This is a genomic window from Bradyrhizobium sp. WSM1253, assembly GCF_000244935.1.
GTDB classification, from domain to species: Bacteria; Pseudomonadota; Alphaproteobacteria; order Rhizobiales; family Xanthobacteraceae; genus Bradyrhizobium; species Bradyrhizobium canariense.
This window is the reverse complement of sequence record NZ_JH600073.1, coordinates 1,977,295-1,993,123: the sequence shown is the minus strand read 5'-3', so window position 1 is coordinate 1,993,123 and position 15,829 is coordinate 1,977,295. Positions and strand designations below refer to the sequence as shown.

Sequence of the window (15,829 nt, the reverse complement as noted above, 5' to 3'; positions counted from 1 at the left end):
ATGAAAGCCATCCTGACCCTCGACAATCTCGCGTCCGGTCTCGTGACCACGATCTGGACGCCGGTGTTCGTCGCGATCTTTGTCGCGATCATCGCCTACGCATTCTGGCCCCGTAACAAGGCAGCTTTCGACGAAGCGGCACACCTGCCGTTGCGGGAGGAGTAAGAGATCATGACCGATCATCATAGCGACATCGATCCCGTCTCCGGCAGGTCCACGACCGGACATGAGTGGGACGGCATCAAGGAGCTCAACACGCCGCTGCCGCGCTGGTGGGTAATCACCTTCTACCTCACCATCGTCTGGGCGGTCGGCTACTGGATCGTGTATCCGGCCTGGCCGCTGATCTCGGGCAATACCACGGGCCTGTTCGGCTACTCGACACGCGCCGACGTCGCGGTCGAGCTCGCCAACCTCGAGAAGATCCGCGGAGCCAAGATGGTTGCCTTGGGCGCGGCCTCGCTCGTCGAGATCGAGAAGGACCCGGCGCTGCTCGCGCTCGCCCGCGCCAAGGGCAAGACCGTGTTCGGCGACAATTGCGCGCCGTGTCACGGCTCAGGCGGCGCCGGTGCCAAGGGCTATCCGAACCTGAACGACGACGACTGGCTGTGGGGCGGATCGCTCGACCAGATCATGCAGACCATCCAGTTCGGCGCACGTTCCGGCCACGCCAAGACGCATGAAGGCCAGATGCTCGCATTCGGCAAGGACGGCGTGCTGAAGCCGGAGGAGATCGTCACGGCCGCCAACTATGTCCGGGCACTGTCGGGCCTTCCGACCCGCAAGGGCTATGACGCGGCCAAGGGCGAGAAGATCTTCGCGGAGAATTGCGTCGCCTGCCATGGCGACGGCGGCAAGGGCAACCCGGAGATGGGCGCCCCCAATTTGACCGACAAGATCTGGCTCTATGGTTCGGACGAGGCGACGCTGATCGAGACCATCAGCCAGGGCCGCGCGGGCGTGATGCCGGCCTGGGAAGGGCGGCTCGATCCCGCCACCATCAAGGCGATGGCAGTTTACGTCCACTCGCTGGGCGGCGGAAAATAGCCAATTGGGAACAAGCGGGGGCGAACAAAAAACGCTCCCGCTTGCGCTGGATCAACTGACGCGGCGGCGTCGGGTCTAGGTTTTATCGCACCTCCCGAAAAGCTGCAGGCGATGAACAGGACCGTGAACCCAAAAGAGCTCCCATTAGACGATGACAACGGGCCGCTCTATGTGGCCCAGAAGAAAGTCTATCCCCAGAGCATCTCCGGCACCTTCCGCCGGATCAAATGGGGCCTGATGGCGTTCTGCCTCGGCGTCTACTACTTCCTGCCGTTCGTGCGCTGGAACCGCGGCCTCGGTGCTCCGAGCCAAGCGGTGCTGATCGATCTTCCCAACAGCCGCTTCTATTTCTTCTTCATCGAGCTGTGGCCGCAGGAGGTCTACTACTTCACTGGCCTGCTGATCGTCGCCGCGGTGGCGCTATTCCTGATGAACTCGGTCGGCGGCCGCATCTGGTGCGGCTATCTCTGTCCGCAGACCGTGTGGACGGACCTGTTCTATGCGGTCGAGCGTCTGATCGAGGGCGACCGGCGCGAGCGGATGAAGAAGGACAAATCGTCCGACCCGATGAAGCTGGAGCGCATCTCCGAGATCGTGCTCAAGCATTCGATCTGGCTCTTGATCGGGTGGTGGACCGGCGGCGCATGGGTGCTCTATTTCAACGACGCACCGACGCTGGTCAGGGAACTCGTCACCTTCCAGGCGCCGATGATCGCCTATATCTGGATCGGCATTCTCACCGCGACGACCTACGTGCTCGCCGGCTTCATGCGCGAGCAGGTCTGCACCTATATGTGCCCGTGGCCGCGGATCCAGGCCGCGCTCACCGATGAATGGGCGCTCAACGTGACCTATCGTTACGATCGCGGCGAGAAGCGTACGTCGGTCAAGAAGGCGGCCGAGCTGCGCGCGCTCGGCGAGCAAGTCGGCGACTGCGTCGACTGTTATCAATGCGTCGCCGTGTGTCCGACCGGCATCGACATCCGCAATGGACCGCAGCTCGAATGCATCCAGTGCGGGCTCTGCATCGACGCCTGCGACAACGTGATGACCAAGATCGGCCGGCCGAAGCGGCTGATCGGCTACGACAACGACGTCAACATCCAGCGCCGCCAGGAAGGCAAGGCGCCGGTCTACCGCATTGTCCGGGCTCGCACCGTCGCCTACAGCGCGATCATCGCGGCGGTCGGTGGCATCATGATCTATACGCTGGCGACCCGCAGCCTGCTCGACGTCAACGTGCTGCACGACCGCAACCCGGTCGCGGTCAGGCTCAGCGACGGCTCGGTCCGCAACGCCTACACGGTGCGGTTGCTCAACAAGAGCGGCTACGACCGCGTCATTGCGATCGACGCGAGCGGTCCGGTTAATGCGACGATCCATGTCATCGGGATCGATTCCGTGACGCAGGACCGGCCGATGATCGTGGTTCCGCGCGACTCCACCAGCGAGCTGCGGGTGCTCGTGACCGCGCCGGTCGAGGGCAATCCGGAAAAGTCGATCCCGGTTCGCTTTCACGTCACCGATATCGGTCTCGGCGAAGTCGCCAGCGCCACCGACAATTTCGTCGCGCCCTAGGATCAGGAGTTTGCCATGGCAACCAAGCCGCTGACCGGAACCAAGGTGTTTCTGATGCTGGTCGCCTTCTTCGGCGTCGTGATCGGCGTCAACGTGACGATGATGAAGCTCGCGATCGCGACGCTGCCAGGCACGGACGTCCACAGCCCCTATGCCGCGGGCCTCGCCTATGATCGCGAAATCTCGGCGGCGCAGGACCAGGCCGCGCGCAAATGGAAGGTCAACGCCCATGTCGAGCGCCGCGCCGATGGTGGCGCCGTGCTTCAGGTCGAGGCGCGCGACGCGAGCGGCCAGCCGATCGCCGGACTGAAATTCGGAGGCCGCCTGGAGCGGCCGACCGACAAGCGCGCCGATCTCGCAATCGAGCTCTCGGAGGCCGGCATCGGGCTCTATCGCGGCAATGCCGCATCGGTCGCACCGGGCCAGTGGGACCTGGTGATCGAGGGCGAGACGCGGGGAGCGCGCGTGTTCATGTCGCGCAACCGCGTGATCCTGAACTGAAGGATTTTGCCATGCACGTCTCGCGCGACTTTTCGCATTACGTCCGGACTGCGGGCGAGGGCGTCCAGCACATCGATCTCGCGGTCGAGGGCGTTCACTGCGCCGGCTGCATGGCCAAGATCGAGCGCGGGCTGTCCGCGATTCCCGACGTCACGCTGGCGCGCGTGAACCTCACCGACCGGCGCGTTGCGCTGGAATGGAAGGCGGGCACGCTCGATCCGGCACGCTTCATCGATCGCCTCGAAGAGCTCGGCTACAAGGCCTATCCTTACGAGACCGAGAGCGCGGAGGCGACCGAGGTCGCCGAATCGCGCTTCCTGCTGCGTTGCCTCGGCGTCGCCGCGTTCGCCACCATGAACGTGATGATGCTGTCGATTCCGGTGTGGTCCGGCAACGTCTCGGACATGCTGCCGGAGCAGCGCGATTTCTTCCACTGGCTGTCGGCGCTGATCGCACTGCCGGCGGCGGCCTATGCCGGCCAGCCGTTCTTCCGCTCGGCCTGGCGCGCGCTGTCGGCCAAGACCACCAACATGGACGTGCCGATCTCGATCGGCGTGACACTGGCGCTCGGCATGTCCGTGGTTGAGACCATCAACCACGCCGAGCACGCCTATTTCGACGCGGCGATCATGCTGCTCACTTTCCTCCTGGTCGGCCGCTTTCTCGACCAGAATATGCGGCGGCGGACCCGCGCGGTCGCAGGCAATCTCGCCGCGCTCAAGGCGGAGACCGCGGCCAAGTTCGTCGGGCCTGGCGAGATATCTCAAGTGCCGGTGGCCGCGATCTATCCCGGCGACATCGTGCTGCTGCGGCCCGGCGAGCGCTGCGCGGTCGACGGCACCGTGATCGAGGGCCGTTCCGAAATCGACCAGAGCCTGATCACCGGCGAGACGCTCTACGTCACGGCAGGCCAGGGCACGCCGGTCTATGCGGGATCGATGAACATCTCGGGCAGCTTGCGGGTGCGGGTCTCGGCGGCCTCCGAGGCGACGCTGCTCGCCGAGATCACGCGGCTGCTCGACAACGCGCTGCAGGCGCGCTCGCGCTACATGCGGCTCGCAGACCGCGCCTCGCGACTCTATGCGCCCGTGGTGCATGCCACCGCGCTCGTCACCATCCTCGGCTGGGTCATCGCGGGCGCCGGCTGGCATGATGCGATCGTGACCGGCGTCGCGGTGCTGATCATCACCTGTCCCTGCGCGCTCGGGCTCGCCATTCCGACGGTGCAGACGATCGCCTCGGGCGCAATGTTCAGATCGGGCGTACTGCTCAATTCGGGCGATGCCATCGAGCGTCTCGCAGAAGCCGATCACGTCATCTTCGACAAGACCGGGACGCTGACGCTGCCCGATCTCGACGTGATGAACGCCGCCGATATCCCCGCTGATGTCTTCGAGCTTGCCGGACGGCTCGCGCTGTCGAGCCATCATCCGGTCGCCGCCGCCGTCGCGCAGGCCTCCGACGCCAGATCGCCGATCGTCAGCGCGGTAGAGGAAGCCGGCCAGGGCGTGCGCGCTGTGGTCGATGGCATCGAGATTCGCCTTGGCCGTCCGTCCTTCTGCGGCGCCGAGACGCTGGTGTCCGACGTGACAAATCTCGATCCCGAAGCCTCCGTCGTGGCTTTCAGCAAGGGCGGCGATAAATTCATCCTCTCTGTGCGCCAGGGCCTCCGTCCCGATGCGCAGGCTGTGATCGCAGCGCTGAAGGCGCGCAATATCGGCATCGAGATTCTCTCCGGCGACCGTGAACCGGCGGTGATCGCGGCGGCCCACGCGCTGGGCATCTCGGAATGGCGCGCCGGGGTGACCCCAGCCGACAAGATCGCGCGGATCGAGGTCTTGAAGCAGAGGGGCATGAAGGTCCTGATGGTCGGCGACGGCATGAACGATGCGCCCTCGCTGGCGGCAGCGCACGTCTCGATGTCGCCGATCTCGGCCGCGCATTTGAGCCAGGCGACCGCCGATCTCGTCTTCCTCGGCCGGCCGCTGGCCCCGGTCGTCGCCGCCATCGACGCTTCGCGCAAGGCGCTGCACTTGATGCGGCAAAATCTCTGGCTTGCGATCGGCTACAATGTCCTCGCGGTGCCGGTGGCGATCAGCGGCGTCGTGACGCCCCTGATCGCGGCTGCCGCCATGAGCGGATCCTCGATCCTGGTGATGCTGAATTCGCTGCGCGCGCGCAGCGCCTCGCGGGAGATCGCGTGATGGAAATCCTGGTCATCCTGGTGCCGCTGGCGCTGATGCTCGGTCTCGCCGGTCTCGCCGCCTTCCTCTGGTCGCTCCGGAGCGGCCAGTACGACGATCTCGACGGCGCCGCCTGGCGCGCCATCGCCGACGACGAGCCGCCGCAGGAAGCGCCGGCCAAGCGCTAGCGCTTCAAGGCGAGCGTCAGCAGGGCCGCGACCGCGAGCGCCAGGCCCACCCCGGCCACGCAGGCATGCCAGCCATACGCGTCGAACAGCCGGCCGAGGACGGCGGTGCCGATGAGCCCGCCGCAGAAATAGCAGGCGAGATAGGTGCCGCTGGCGATGCCGCGGTTTTCAGCCGCAGCCTGTCCGACGAATCCTGTCGCAGCCGCTTGCGCGGAAAAGGTGCCGATTCCGACCAGAACCATCCCGGCGAGGACCGCGCCCAGGTGTGGGGCCAGCATCAGCGGCAAGCCGATCCCGGCGGTCGCGAGCGAGCCCCAGATCGTCGGACGCGTTCCGAGGCGCGACGCCACTTTGCCGGCCAGCAACGTCGTGACCACCGAAGGCAGGAAGACGAAGTAAACGAAGCCGAGGTCCATCATGCCCAGCGACAGCGGTGGCCGAACCAGAACGAAATTGACGAATGTGAAAGTGCCGATGAATGCGAACAGGATGCAGAAGCCGATGCCGTAGGCGGCACGCAGCCGTGAATCCCGCCACTGCGCGATCGTCGCGCCAAGCGCCGACGCCTTCGGCGTCGTTGCACGCGTCGGCTGTACGCGCGCAGTGGTGAAATAGACCAGTGCGGCGCCGGCCAGATTAAGGGCTGCAAAGAAATAGAAATTCCATGCCAGGCCAAGGCTATCGGCGATCGCGGCCGAGACCAGCCGGCCGACGAGATTGCTGGCGACGTTTCCCGTGATGTAGGCGGCAAAGGCGCCGCCGGAATCCATTGCGCTGCATTGCTCGCCGAGATGAGCCAATGTCAATGCGAAGGCGGATGCCATGCAGAGGCCCTGCGCGACCCGCAGGCCGGTGAAGACGGCAAGATTGGGCGCAGTCGCCAGCAGGCTCGTCGGAATCGCGAGCAGGGTCAGGCTGAGCAGGATGCCGATCCGCCTGTCGATGTGCGGGCTGAGAAAGCCGACGACGAGGCCTGCGACGGCCATGCCGAACGTGCTTGCGTTGACCGCCAGGCTCATCGCCGCTGGTGCGACACCGTAGTGACGTGTCAGCGAGGGCAGGATTGCCTGTGTCGCGAACAGGTCGACGACGGTGAGGAAGGCAGTGAGGCCGATCACGAGGGAGCGAAGCGCGAGACCTGGTGAATGCGCGTCCATCGTCATCGCGGTCGGTTTGATCGGCGCGGAAAGATCGGTCATGGCAGGCCTTCCTTGTGATGAATGTGGCGCCCGCATGCGGGGCAGCATGGGGATCCCGGGCGCCACATTCCGTCAGGCGTGCTGGGGTCGCGCACCCGTTACATGTTGTGGTCGTGCGGGTCCTTGCGGACGTCGCCGACATAGAGGATGACCGTTTCCTTGCCGAGGTTCTTCCACCAGTGCGAGGTGCCGGACACCTCGGGGCGGATGTCGCCGGCCTTGTGCACGATCGGATCGACGCAGTTGGACGCGTGTTCGACGATCTCGCCTTGCTGCACGAAGATCAGGGCAGGGCGGTCGTCATGGCTGTGCCAGGGCACGATGCCGCCGGGCTCGATGGTCAGCTTGCGGAAGCGCAGCTCGCGGCCTTCGATATGCGCCGGCTGTTTGCCGAGGTCGATGGCGCCGAGCGTGACGTCGGTGACGCCGACCGGCTTGTAGTCGACCATCTGCTGCGCGTTCGGCTTGATCTTGTCGGCCGGGCATTCGCCGGCGGAGACTGGCTGCGCCGAGAGTGTCAATACGCCGAGGATGGCAAGGCCGGGCCAGACCGCGCGCGACAAGGTGTGATGCTTGAACATCGGGACGTCTCCTGTGTTGGCCGCAACCGCAATGGTCGCCGGCTATGTCGGGACTTTCGTCGAAAGAGTGCTCGTTCTGAAATGCTCTTTCGCTCTCGCTGCGATAGACCGGCGCTATCGGGCCCGATACGCGCTCGCTATCGAACCGATTGGGGATCGGCATTTCCGCTTTCCCAGCGATTGGCGTTCGATGGCAGGGCGCCCGATTGGCGGGCGTTCACGTCAATCCGGAGGAGCATCTCATGACGACATTGTCCAAGACCTTGATTGCCACGGCTGCGTTCGCGGTCATCGCCACATCGGCCTTCTCGGAGGCCACATGGGACTTCAAGGCCGGCATGGCCTACATGTATGGCGGTCCCGGCAAGATGTCGGCGATGGCCATGGCCCCGGCGGAGAAGAACCACGAGGCCATGATGAAGAGCGCCAAGAAGGTCCCTGACAACACCGTCTTCTTCATGGACAACGGATCGCTGTATTCCACCTCGGGGCGGCTGGACCCGACCGGCAATTTCTACGTGAACTGAGCGCGTGCGCATGACGGCCGCCCCTTGCGGGCGGCCGGATCGGGCACCTAATATTCGTCCCCTGAACGCTGGAGCGCAAGATGACCTCTCTCTCGCCGGCCGATGCCGAGCGGCTCAAACTCGCCTTCCGGCGCTGCCGTGACATGGATGGCACGCTGAACGAGCAGCTCCGCGCCTATGTCGACGCCAGCCGCGACGTGTTCCCGGCCTATGGCGAGGCAGTCGATCATCTGGTGACCAGGTTGAATGGAAACGGCGGCGGCGACACCGCGCCGCGTCCGGGCGAGGCGATGCCGCCGTTCATGTTGCCGGACGAAAGCGGGCGTCTCGTCGCGCTGTCCTCGCTGCTGGAGAGCGGCCCGGTCGCCGTGATGTTCTTCCGCGGCCATTGGTGCCCCTATTGCCGGCTCAATGTTCGCGCGGTGGTCCAGGCGCTTGATCGCATCGAGTCCATGGGTGCGCGAATCGTCGCGGTCATGCCGGAGACGCAGGAATATACCCAGCAGCTCAAAGCGGAAGCTGATGCGCCATTTCCGATCCTGACCGACCTCGACAACGGCTATGCGCTGTCGCTCAATCTCGCGATCTGGCTAGGTGCCGAGATCCAGAGCCTGTTGTCCTACCAGGACATGGCGAAATTCCACGGCAATGATGGCTGGATGCTGCCGATCCCGGCCGTGTTCGTCGTCGGCCGCGACGGTCTGGTGAAAGCCCGCTTCGTCGATCCGGACTTCCGCAAGCGGATGGAGATCGATGATCTGCTTGAGGCGTTGGAAGGCGCGAGCAGGGAAGCCTAAAAGGGTCAGCAGCGAGCGTCGCCGCTAACCCGCAATCTCCCGCCAATCCGCACCGCGCAGCATGCGCATCACGGCGTTGGCCACCGCCGTACGCTGCCGGCCGGCCACCCCGTAGAGGCTGACGGTGCGACGGGCGTCCAGCCCGGCGACCGCAGCGCGCGTCAGCGTCTCCGGAACGGGCGAGGTGTGCGGCACCATGGCGATGCCGATGTCGGCCTCGACCAGCTCGATCAGGTCGCGCTCGTTCGAGATTTCGTGACCCTGTTCGACCGCGATGCCGTGCTCGCGCAGGCTCGCCGAGATACGGGCGGAATGCTCGCAAAATGTCCGGCTCAGCAGCTGCTCCGCGCGCAAATCGTCCAGTTCGATGCTGCTGCGGCCTGCGAGCCGGTGTCCGTCGCTGACCACGAGCTCGAAGCTCTCGGTGAACAGCGGCCAGACATCGAGCCGCTCCCAGGCCTCGTCGATGTCGGCGGCAATCCCGAGCTCGGCCTCGCCCTTCTTCAGCAAGTCGGCCACTTCACGACTCGAGCCGCGCAGGAAGCGGAATTCGAGCCGGTTGAACTGCCGTTTGATCTGGTTGAGATGCGGGATGAGGAGCGAAAGATCGATCGAATGCGTCAGCGCGACGCGAAGCGCGCCGATCTCGCCGCTGCGGAAAGAGGAGGCCAGCGAGCGTGCGCCGGTGGCCGCATCAAAACACTGCTTCAGCAGCGGATGCATGCGCTGGCCGAGCTCGGTCAATTGTGCCGCAGGCCGTTCGCGGCGAAACAGATCGCCGCCGAGTTCGGCCTCGAGCTGCTTGATCGCGCGCGTCAGCGAAGGCTGCGTCACGTTGCAGTCCTCGGCGGCACGCGTGAAGTTCAAGAGCTGCGCCACCGCGAGGAAATAGCGGACCTGGTGCATTTCCATGGATCGGCTCTCCAGGAAGACTAGGCGGAGGCTAACCGATCGGGGCGGAGAATGACATCCCGGCCGCAATAGCGCACGGGCATGGTTTCGGAAGCCAACGGGCATTTCCGTCTAACCGGGCGATGCTTCACAGTCGGCTTAACACCAGTCGTCATGTCGGAGGATTTGCCAGTGAATATGTCCGTCAAGCCGCAGACGTCCGCCGCCCGGGCGCTCGCCGGCAAGGTTGCCCTGGTCACGGGCTCAACCAGTGGCATTGGCCTCGGTATCGCGCGGGCACTTGCCGCGGCCGGCGCCGACATCGTGCTGAACGGTCTTGGTGTGGCGGCCGAGCTCGATCGGACGCGCGAGCAGATCGCGACGGAGTTCGGCGTCAAGGCAAGCTTTTCGCCGGCCGACATGACCAGGCCGAATTCGATCGCCGAGATGATCACGGCGACGGTTGCGCAGGCCGGCCGGCTGGATATCTTGATCAACAATGCCGGCATCCAGCACGTTGCGCCGCTGGAGCAGTTTCCGGTCGAGAAATGGGACCAGATCCTCGCGATCAATCTGTCGTCGGCCTTCCACACCACGCGGCTCGCGCTGCCCGCAATGCGACAGAACGGGTTCGGGCGGATCATCAACATCGCCTCCGCGCACGGCCTGGTCGGCTCACCGTTCAAGGCGGCCTATGTCGCGGCCAAGCACGGCATCGTCGGGCTCACCAAGGTGACTGCGCTGGAGACAGCAGAAGAGGGCATCACCTGCAACGCGATCTGTCCCGGGTATGTCTATACGCCGCTGGTCGAGGCGCAGATCGACGGACAGGCCAAGGCGCACGGGATCTCGCGCGACCAGGTGATCCGCGACGTGCTGCTGGCGCAACAGCCGAACAAGCGCTTCTCGACCGTCGAGGAGCTCGGTGCGCTCAGCGTATTCCTGTCGACCGACGCGGCGGCCACGATCACCGGGATTGCGTTGCCCGTCGACGGAGGCTGGACCGCGCATTGAAGGCGAGCGCGTAACAAAGCATCGCGAGGAACGAACATGGCAAGGATACGGGCTCTCAGGGAGCAGGATATGAACGGCGTAAAGCGCGATACCAGCGTGTCGAAGGATCTGCCCGGCCAGGTGGTGCTGGTGCTTCAGGGCGGCGGTGCGCTCGGGTCCTATCAGGCCGGGGTGTACCAGGCGCTGCACGAGGCCGGCATCGAGCCGGACTGGATCATCGGCACCTCGATCGGCGCCATCAATGCCTGCCTCATTGCGGGCAACGCGCCCGACCAGCGGCTGCAGCGCCTGAAGGAGTTCTGGAAACGAATGGAGCAGAATCCGGTCTGGAATCTGCGCACCGCGTTTCCCGACTTCAACGAAAAGCTCGCCTATTGGTCGACCGTGACCCACGGCATTCCCGGCTTCTTCCGTCCCAATCCATTGGCGCATGCGGGCGATTCCTATCCCCTCGGAGCCGATCACGCCGGCTTCTATTCGACCGCCCCGCTGGAGCGGACGCTGCTCGAGCTCGTCGATTTCGGCCGGATCAATCGCTGTGCGCCACGGTTGACGGTCGGCGCCGCTCACGTCCGCAACAGCCAGATGCGCTATTTCGACAGCCGCGACGGTGAGCTGACGGTGAAGCATGTCATGGCGTCAGGCGCGCTGCCGCCGGCGTTTCCGGCCGTGCGGATCGATGGCGAGCTCTATTGGGACGGCGGTATTTTGTCGAACTCGCCGACCGAGGCGGTCTTTGATGATAATCCGCGTAAAAATTCGCTGATCTTCGCCGTGCATTTGTGGAATCCCGTCGGCGCCGAGCCAGCCACGATGGCGGAGGTCTTGAACCGGCACAAGGACGTGCAGTATTCCAGCCGCATCGCGAGCCAGATCACGCGCCAGCAGCAAGCCCATCGCTTGCGCCATGTCATCAACCAGCTCGCCGCGCGACTGCCCGAGAGCGAGCGCAGCGATCCGGCGGTTCGTGAATTGGCGAGCTATGGTTGCCCGACACGCATGCATGTCGTGCGCCTGCTTGCGCCGCAGCTCGATCGCGAGAACCACACCAAGGATATCGACTTCAGTCCGTCCGGCATCATGCGGCGCTGGGATGCCGGCTATTCGCACACAAAGTCCGTGTTGGAGCGAAGGCCTTGGGTTGGCGAGTTCGATCCGCTTGCGGGCGTGGTGCTGCACGAACATATGGACGTCATGCCGATTGCGGCGGAGTGAGGGCTTCGTCCGTCATTGTTTCTCGCAGTGACGATTTCACGGGAAGGCCGTCCGGGTTATTGTCGCCCGCTGTCTTCGTCGCGAGGCCTTGCAATTGATCGCTGAGAGAGATCTGGAATCTGCCCTCGATCAGGTTCGTGCTGATATGGCGGGACCGGTTGCTGGTGTGTTCGGCCCTGACACGATGACCTGGCAGATCGACCGCGAGGCCGTGATCTTTCTCGGCGCCGGTCGTGCGCTGTTGCTGCAGCTGGCGCATCCCTGGGTCGCTGCTGCCATCGCCGAGCATTCGAAAACCTTGGCCGATCCGATCGGACGATTTCATCGCACCTTCGACATCGTCTTTGCCATGGTGTTCGGCTCGCTCGACCGCGCGCTGTTGTCGTCGCGGCAACTGCACCGGCGCCACAGCATGATCGTCGGCGAGATGCCGGAGACCGTCGGTCCGTTCGCGGCAGGCTCGCGCTACTGTGCCAACGACATCCCGTCGCTGCGCTGGGTTCATGCCACGCTGGTCGAGACCGCGCTGATGTCGCATGATCTGGTTTTGCCGCCGCTTTCGGCGGAGGAACGCGAACGCTACTGGGCCGAGAGTCGGTTGTTCGGTGCCCTGTTCGGGTTGACGGCACACGATCTGCCCGCGGACTGGTCAGGCTTTGCGGCCTACACCGCGGCAATGACGCACTCGGATACGCTGACTGTCAGTCCGGCGGCGCGCGAGATCGCCGCGCAAATCTTTGGTGGCGCGCGCCCGTGGTTGCGTCCGCCGCGCTGGTATCGCGCGCTCACGGCAAGCCTGCTGCCGGAACGCCTGGGTGTGGGATTTGGGTTCGAGCTTGATGAGCGCGAGAAGAGGTCAGCCGACAACGCGCTGCAATGGATCCGACGCGTCTACCCGAAGTTGCCGGATCGCTTGCGCTATGTCGGTCCCTACCAGGAAGCGCAGGCGAGGCTGCGCGGCGAGCTGCAGCCGGACTGGATGACGCGGTGCCTTAACCGTGCCTGGATCGGACGGTCGCAGATGGATCAGCGCCGGAAGGGGTGAAGTCCTCCGCCGTTGCCACAAACCACCGTCATTGCGAGGAGCCCTTGCGACGAAGCAATCCAGGCTGCTGCCACGGAAACAGTCTGGATTGCTTCGCTACGCTCGCAAGGACGGAGCGCGAAGGACACGCCGTCGCCGCGCGCTCACACCGCCGCCAGCTTCCGGTACAGCGCGTTGTAGCTGCCGGCCGGGATGCTCCAGGAGAACGACCGTCCCATCGCACTGCGACGCATGGTGTCGAGCTGGTCCTGTGCCACGAAGGCGGAGAACGCCCGGCGGACGCCGCCGAGGAAGGACTCGTGCGAGGGTTTTGAGAACAGGAAGCCGGTTTCGCCGTCGGTAATGGTCTCGGCGAGGCCGCCGGTCTGGTGGCCGATCGGCAGCGAGCCGAAGCGCTGGGCGTACATCTGGCTGAGCCCGCAGGGCTCGAAGCGTGACGGCATCAATGTGAAATCGCTGCCGGCGAAGATGCGGCGCGCCTGGGCCTCGTTGAAGCCGATCACGACCCCGATCGCGTCAGGGCGCCGGCGATGCGCGTCGATCAGCGCCTGCTCGAGCGCCGGCTCCCCGGAGCCGGTGACCACGATCTGCCCGCCGGCATCGACGATCTCGTCGGCCGCCGCCAGCACGAGATCGATGCCCTTCTGGTGCACCAGCCGGGCGACGATGCCGAACATCGGGCCGCGCGACACCGCAAGCCCGAACTGCTTGCGCACATAGTCCGCATTGGCCTTCTTGCCTATCCAGTCGCCGGCGCCGAACTGCTGGGCAAGCTGGGCGCAGGAACGCGGGTCCCAGCTCTCGTCGATGCCGTTGAGGATGCCGGTGAGCTCGGCCGCGTCGGAGCGGACTCGAAGCAGGCCTTCGAGACCGCAGCCGAATTCATCCGTGGTGATCTCCCGCGCATAGGTGCCGCTGACTGTCGTGAGATGCGAGGCGTAGACCAGCCCGGCCTTGAGGAAGGAGAGCTGGTCGTAGAACTCGACGCCGTCGATATGGAAGGAGCTCCCCGGTGCGCCGATCCGCCGCAGCGAGTCCTTCGGGAAGAGGCCCTGATAGGCGAGGTTATGAATGGTCAGGATCGACGGCAGCTTGGAGCCGCGCCAGGCGAGGTAGGCCGGCACGAGCGAAGCCTGCCAGTCATTGGCATGGATCAGGTCTGCTGCCCAATCCTTGTCCAGCGTGCCCATCGCGAGCTCAGCGGCGGCCGAGGCAAAGCGAGCGAAACGGATGTCGTTGTCGGGCCAGTCGCGCCCGGACTCGTCGCCATAGGGGTTGCCGGGCCGGTCGTAGAGTTGCGAACACAACAACACATAGACCGGCAGACCGTCCTTGGTCGCGGCGCGGCCGAGCGAGCAGGCCGGCATCTCCGCGAACGCCGGACAGCGGCCAACGATCTGAATATGCGTGAGTTGTTCGATGATGTCGCGATAGCCAGGCAGCATGACCCGGATGTCGGCGAAAGGACGAAGCGCTCGGGGGAGTGCAGCGGAAACGGCTCCGAGTCCGCCGACGCGGACAAAGTCGTCCATTTCTGTCGTAACGAACAAGACCCTCAAGAACTGCTGCCCTCTGCCGGAGCCCGATTGCTGCTATGCAAGAACGGGTCCAGTTGCCCCCTGGAATTCCCAAGGCCGCCCGCCAGACGCGTCTGTTCGGTAAAGACTTTCCTACTCAGCCGCCGCCCTCTAGGGTCGGCGCACGAACAACAGAGAACTTCGATAAGTTCCTAAGTGACTCGAGGACGCAAGCAGGCATGCAGCTATCAGATAAGCATGAGGGGACGACGACAAAGGCCTTCGCCGGCCTCCGGGTCCTGGATTTTTCGACCACCATTGCCGGTCCCCATTGTGCGCGGATGCTAGCGGACATGGGCGCCGAGGTCATCAAGATCGAGACCGACGGCGGCGAGACGATGCGAACCCGGCCACCGCTGCGCAAAGGCTGCAGCACCGTGTTCGGCCAGCTCAATGTCGGGAAGAAGAGCGTCGTGCTCGACCTCAAGTCCGAAGAGGGCAAGGAGGCGGTCCGCCGGCTGGCCGCGACCGCCGACATCCTGGTCGAGAACTTTCGCCCCGGCGTGATGCACCGGCTGCGGCTCGACTATGACAGAATGCGCGCCGTCAACCCGAAGCTGATCTACTGCTCGATCTCCGGCTACGGCCAGAGCGGCCCGTCGGCCGAGCTGCCGGCCTACGCGCCCGTGATCCATGCGGCCTCCGGCTACGACATGGCGCATCTCGCCTACCAGCCCGGCCGCAGCCGCCCGGATTATTGCGGCATCTACCATGCCGACGTCGTCACCGGCACCTACGGGTTCGGCGCGATCGCGTCGGCGCTCTACCAGCGCACGGTGACTGGGCTCGGCCAGCACATCGACGTTTCCATGCTGGAATCGATGCTGACGCTGACATTGATCGAGTTACAGAACTCGCAGTTCACCGTGAAGCCGCCGCCACGCCCAATGTTCGGGCCGACCGAGACGGCGAGCGGTTATGTCATGATCACGGTTGCCAGCGAGAAGACGTTTCAGGGACTGATGGGAGTGATCGGCCGCCCCGAATGGATCTCCGATCCGCGCTTCTCCACCTACGCCGCGCGTCGCGACCATTGGGCCGACTTGATGGACGGTGTCGAGGCCTGGTCGCGGCAGCTCTCGACCGATGCCTGTCTTGTCGCGCTAGGTGCGGCGGGCGTGCCGGCCTCGGCCTACCGCACGGTGTCCGAGGCACTGGCCGATCCGCAGCTCGCGCACCGTGAGGCGCTCTCGTCTGTCGAGGATGAAGGCGGCTCGTTTAGGGTTCTCAATCTGCCGTTCCGGATGTCCGGTGCCGACACGACACCGGGCAAGACGATGGCCGTGCTTGGCGAGCACACGGACGGGCTGCGCGCGGAGATCGGGCTCACCGACGGTGGACCAATTCCGTCGGGCAAAACAGCCGTGCAAGGCTGACGATAAGGCTGACGGCAGTCTGACAGGCAGCATCCTGCAGCAAGCAATCCGGCTTTGCGCGTGGCCGGCTTGCCATCATCCGTCAGCCTCAACTAGACAGGTCCGAGTTT

At 64.9% G+C, this 15,829-nt stretch carries 16 protein-coding genes; 12 read left to right on the top strand and 4 right to left on the bottom strand.

The window, feature by feature from the left end; all coding sequences use genetic code 11:
- The 6 genes from BRA1253DRAFT_RS11115 to ccoS all read left to right on the top strand — a co-directional run bounded on the left by BRA1253DRAFT_RS11115 (position 1) and on the right by ccoS (position 5,497).
- Positions 1-165: a CcoQ/FixQ family Cbb3-type cytochrome c oxidase assembly chaperone gene (locus BRA1253DRAFT_RS11115; protein ID WP_007594016.1), complete on the top strand. Its 165-nt coding sequence runs from the start codon at positions 1-3 to the stop codon at positions 163-165.
- Between the two features lie 6 nt (positions 166-171).
- Positions 172-1,047 (top strand): cytochrome-c oxidase, cbb3-type subunit III, encoded by an 876-nt coding sequence (gene ccoP / locus BRA1253DRAFT_RS11110; RefSeq protein WP_007594015.1) that lies wholly within the window; start codon positions 172-174, stop codon positions 1,045-1,047.
- Between the two features lie 111 nt (positions 1,048-1,158).
- Positions 1,159-2,625, top strand: a complete 1,467-nt coding sequence (gene ccoG, locus BRA1253DRAFT_RS11105) for a cytochrome c oxidase accessory protein CcoG (protein ID WP_007594014.1) — start codon at positions 1,159-1,161, stop codon at positions 2,623-2,625.
- Positions 2,626-2,640: 15 nt separating this feature from the next.
- Complete coding sequence (locus tag BRA1253DRAFT_RS11100; protein ID WP_007594013.1) at positions 2,641-3,126, top strand: FixH family protein; 486 nt, start codon at positions 2,641-2,643, stop codon at positions 3,124-3,126.
- Positions 3,127-3,137: 11 nt separating this feature from the next.
- On the top strand, positions 3,138-5,330 hold the full coding sequence (locus BRA1253DRAFT_RS11095; RefSeq protein ID WP_007594009.1) for a cation-translocating P-type ATPase: 2,193 nt from the start codon (positions 3,138-3,140) through the stop codon (positions 5,328-5,330).
- Entirely contained in the window at positions 5,330-5,497 is a 168-nt protein-coding gene (gene ccoS / locus BRA1253DRAFT_RS11090; protein WP_007594007.1) for a cbb3-type cytochrome oxidase assembly protein CcoS, read from the top strand. The genes BRA1253DRAFT_RS11095 and ccoS overlap by 1 nt, the downstream gene beginning before the upstream one ends.
- Here the strand turns inward: ccoS and BRA1253DRAFT_RS11085 are convergent.
- Positions 5,494-6,696 carry an MFS transporter gene (locus tag BRA1253DRAFT_RS11085; protein ID WP_007594006.1) on the bottom strand — a complete coding sequence of 401 codons (1,203 nt, stop codon included), beginning with the start codon at positions 6,694-6,696 and terminating at the stop codon, positions 5,494-5,496. The two genes, ccoS and BRA1253DRAFT_RS11085, sit on opposite strands and share 4 nt — an antisense overlap.
- Before the next feature lie 98 nt (positions 6,697-6,794).
- On the bottom strand, positions 6,795-7,277 hold the full coding sequence (locus BRA1253DRAFT_RS11080) for a cupin domain-containing protein (protein ID WP_007594004.1): 483 nt from the start codon (positions 7,275-7,277) through the stop codon (positions 6,795-6,797).
- A gap of 242 nt (positions 7,278-7,519) precedes the next feature.
- On the opposite strand from BRA1253DRAFT_RS11080, the gene BRA1253DRAFT_RS11075 reads away from it, so the two are divergent.
- Positions 7,520-7,804 carry a hypothetical protein gene (locus BRA1253DRAFT_RS11075; protein ID WP_007594003.1) on the top strand — a complete coding sequence of 95 codons (285 nt, stop codon included), beginning with the start codon at positions 7,520-7,522 and terminating at the stop codon, positions 7,802-7,804.
- Positions 7,805-7,884: 80 nt separating this feature from the next.
- Complete coding sequence (locus tag BRA1253DRAFT_RS11070; RefSeq protein ID WP_007594002.1) at positions 7,885-8,601, top strand: peroxiredoxin-like family protein; 717 nt, start codon at positions 7,885-7,887, stop codon at positions 8,599-8,601.
- A 24-nt stretch (positions 8,602-8,625) separates the two neighbouring features.
- On the opposite strand, the gene BRA1253DRAFT_RS11065 is transcribed toward BRA1253DRAFT_RS11070, so the two are convergent.
- On the bottom strand, positions 8,626-9,513 hold the full coding sequence (locus BRA1253DRAFT_RS11065) for a LysR family transcriptional regulator (RefSeq protein WP_007594001.1): 888 nt from the start codon (positions 9,511-9,513) through the stop codon (positions 8,626-8,628).
- 177 nt (positions 9,514-9,690) lie between these two features.
- Between BRA1253DRAFT_RS11065 and BRA1253DRAFT_RS11060 the strand changes: the two genes are divergently transcribed.
- The 3 genes from BRA1253DRAFT_RS11060 (at position 9,691) to BRA1253DRAFT_RS11050 (ending at position 12,766) form a co-directional block, all read left to right on the top strand.
- Positions 9,691-10,506, top strand: a complete 816-nt coding sequence (locus BRA1253DRAFT_RS11060; protein ID WP_088940931.1) for a 3-hydroxybutyrate dehydrogenase — start codon at positions 9,691-9,693, stop codon at positions 10,504-10,506.
- 69 nt (positions 10,507-10,575) lie between these two features.
- Complete coding sequence (locus BRA1253DRAFT_RS11055; protein WP_088940930.1) at positions 10,576-11,721, top strand: patatin-like phospholipase family protein; 1,146 nt, start codon at positions 10,576-10,578, stop codon at positions 11,719-11,721.
- Positions 11,722-11,866: 145 nt separating this feature from the next.
- A complete protein-coding gene (locus BRA1253DRAFT_RS11050; protein WP_007593997.1) occupies positions 11,867-12,766 on the top strand; it encodes an oxygenase MpaB family protein in 900 nt (299 codons plus the stop codon).
- Positions 12,767-12,909: 143 nt separating this feature from the next.
- Here the strand turns inward: BRA1253DRAFT_RS11050 and glgA are convergent, their stop codons facing one another.
- Positions 12,910-14,325: a glycogen synthase GlgA gene (glgA, locus tag BRA1253DRAFT_RS11045; protein ID WP_007593995.1), complete on the bottom strand. Its 1,416-nt coding sequence runs from the start codon at positions 14,323-14,325 to the stop codon at positions 12,910-12,912.
- A gap of 197 nt (positions 14,326-14,522) precedes the next feature.
- Between glgA and BRA1253DRAFT_RS11040 the strand changes: the two genes are divergently transcribed.
- A complete protein-coding gene (locus BRA1253DRAFT_RS11040) occupies positions 14,523-15,719 on the top strand; it encodes a CaiB/BaiF CoA-transferase family protein (protein WP_007593993.1) in 1,197 nt (398 codons plus the stop codon).
- The last annotated feature ends 110 nt before the right edge of the window (positions 15,720-15,829 follow it).

What these genes read in the sequence shown, in the direction of transcription:
- BRA1253DRAFT_RS11115 (WP_007594016.1), top strand. Translation starts at nt 1, where the DNA reads ATGAAAGCCATCCTGACCCTCGACAATCTCGCGTCCGGTCTCGTGACC.
- ccoP (WP_007594015.1), top strand. Translation starts at nt 172, where the DNA reads ATGACCGATCATCATAGCGACATCGATCCCGTCTCCGGCAGGTCCACG.
- ccoG (WP_007594014.1), top strand. Translation starts at nt 1,159, where the DNA reads ATGAACAGGACCGTGAACCCAAAAGAGCTCCCATTAGACGATGACAAC.
- BRA1253DRAFT_RS11100 (WP_007594013.1), top strand. Translation starts at nt 2,641, where the DNA reads ATGGCAACCAAGCCGCTGACCGGAACCAAGGTGTTTCTGATGCTGGTC.
- BRA1253DRAFT_RS11095 (WP_007594009.1), top strand. Translation starts at nt 3,138, where the DNA reads ATGCACGTCTCGCGCGACTTTTCGCATTACGTCCGGACTGCGGGCGAG.
- ccoS (WP_007594007.1), top strand. Translation starts at nt 5,330, where the DNA reads ATGGAAATCCTGGTCATCCTGGTGCCGCTGGCGCTGATGCTCGGTCTC.
- BRA1253DRAFT_RS11085 (WP_007594006.1), bottom strand. Translation starts at nt 6,696, where the DNA reads ATGACCGATCTTTCCGCGCCGATCAAACCGACCGCGATGACGATGGAC.
- BRA1253DRAFT_RS11080 (WP_007594004.1), bottom strand. Translation starts at nt 7,277, where the DNA reads ATGTTCAAGCATCACACCTTGTCGCGCGCGGTCTGGCCCGGCCTTGCC.
- BRA1253DRAFT_RS11075 (WP_007594003.1), top strand. Translation starts at nt 7,520, where the DNA reads ATGACGACATTGTCCAAGACCTTGATTGCCACGGCTGCGTTCGCGGTC.
- BRA1253DRAFT_RS11070 (WP_007594002.1), top strand. Translation starts at nt 7,885, where the DNA reads ATGACCTCTCTCTCGCCGGCCGATGCCGAGCGGCTCAAACTCGCCTTC.
- BRA1253DRAFT_RS11065 (WP_007594001.1), bottom strand. Translation starts at nt 9,513, where the DNA reads ATGGAAATGCACCAGGTCCGCTATTTCCTCGCGGTGGCGCAGCTCTTG.
- BRA1253DRAFT_RS11060 (WP_088940931.1), top strand. Translation starts at nt 9,691, where the DNA reads ATGTCCGTCAAGCCGCAGACGTCCGCCGCCCGGGCGCTCGCCGGCAAG.
- BRA1253DRAFT_RS11055 (WP_088940930.1), top strand. Translation starts at nt 10,576, where the DNA reads ATGAACGGCGTAAAGCGCGATACCAGCGTGTCGAAGGATCTGCCCGGC.
- BRA1253DRAFT_RS11050 (WP_007593997.1), top strand. Translation starts at nt 11,867, where the DNA reads ATGGCGGGACCGGTTGCTGGTGTGTTCGGCCCTGACACGATGACCTGG.
- BRA1253DRAFT_RS11040 (WP_007593993.1), top strand. Translation starts at nt 14,523, where the DNA reads ATGCAGCTATCAGATAAGCATGAGGGGACGACGACAAAGGCCTTCGCC.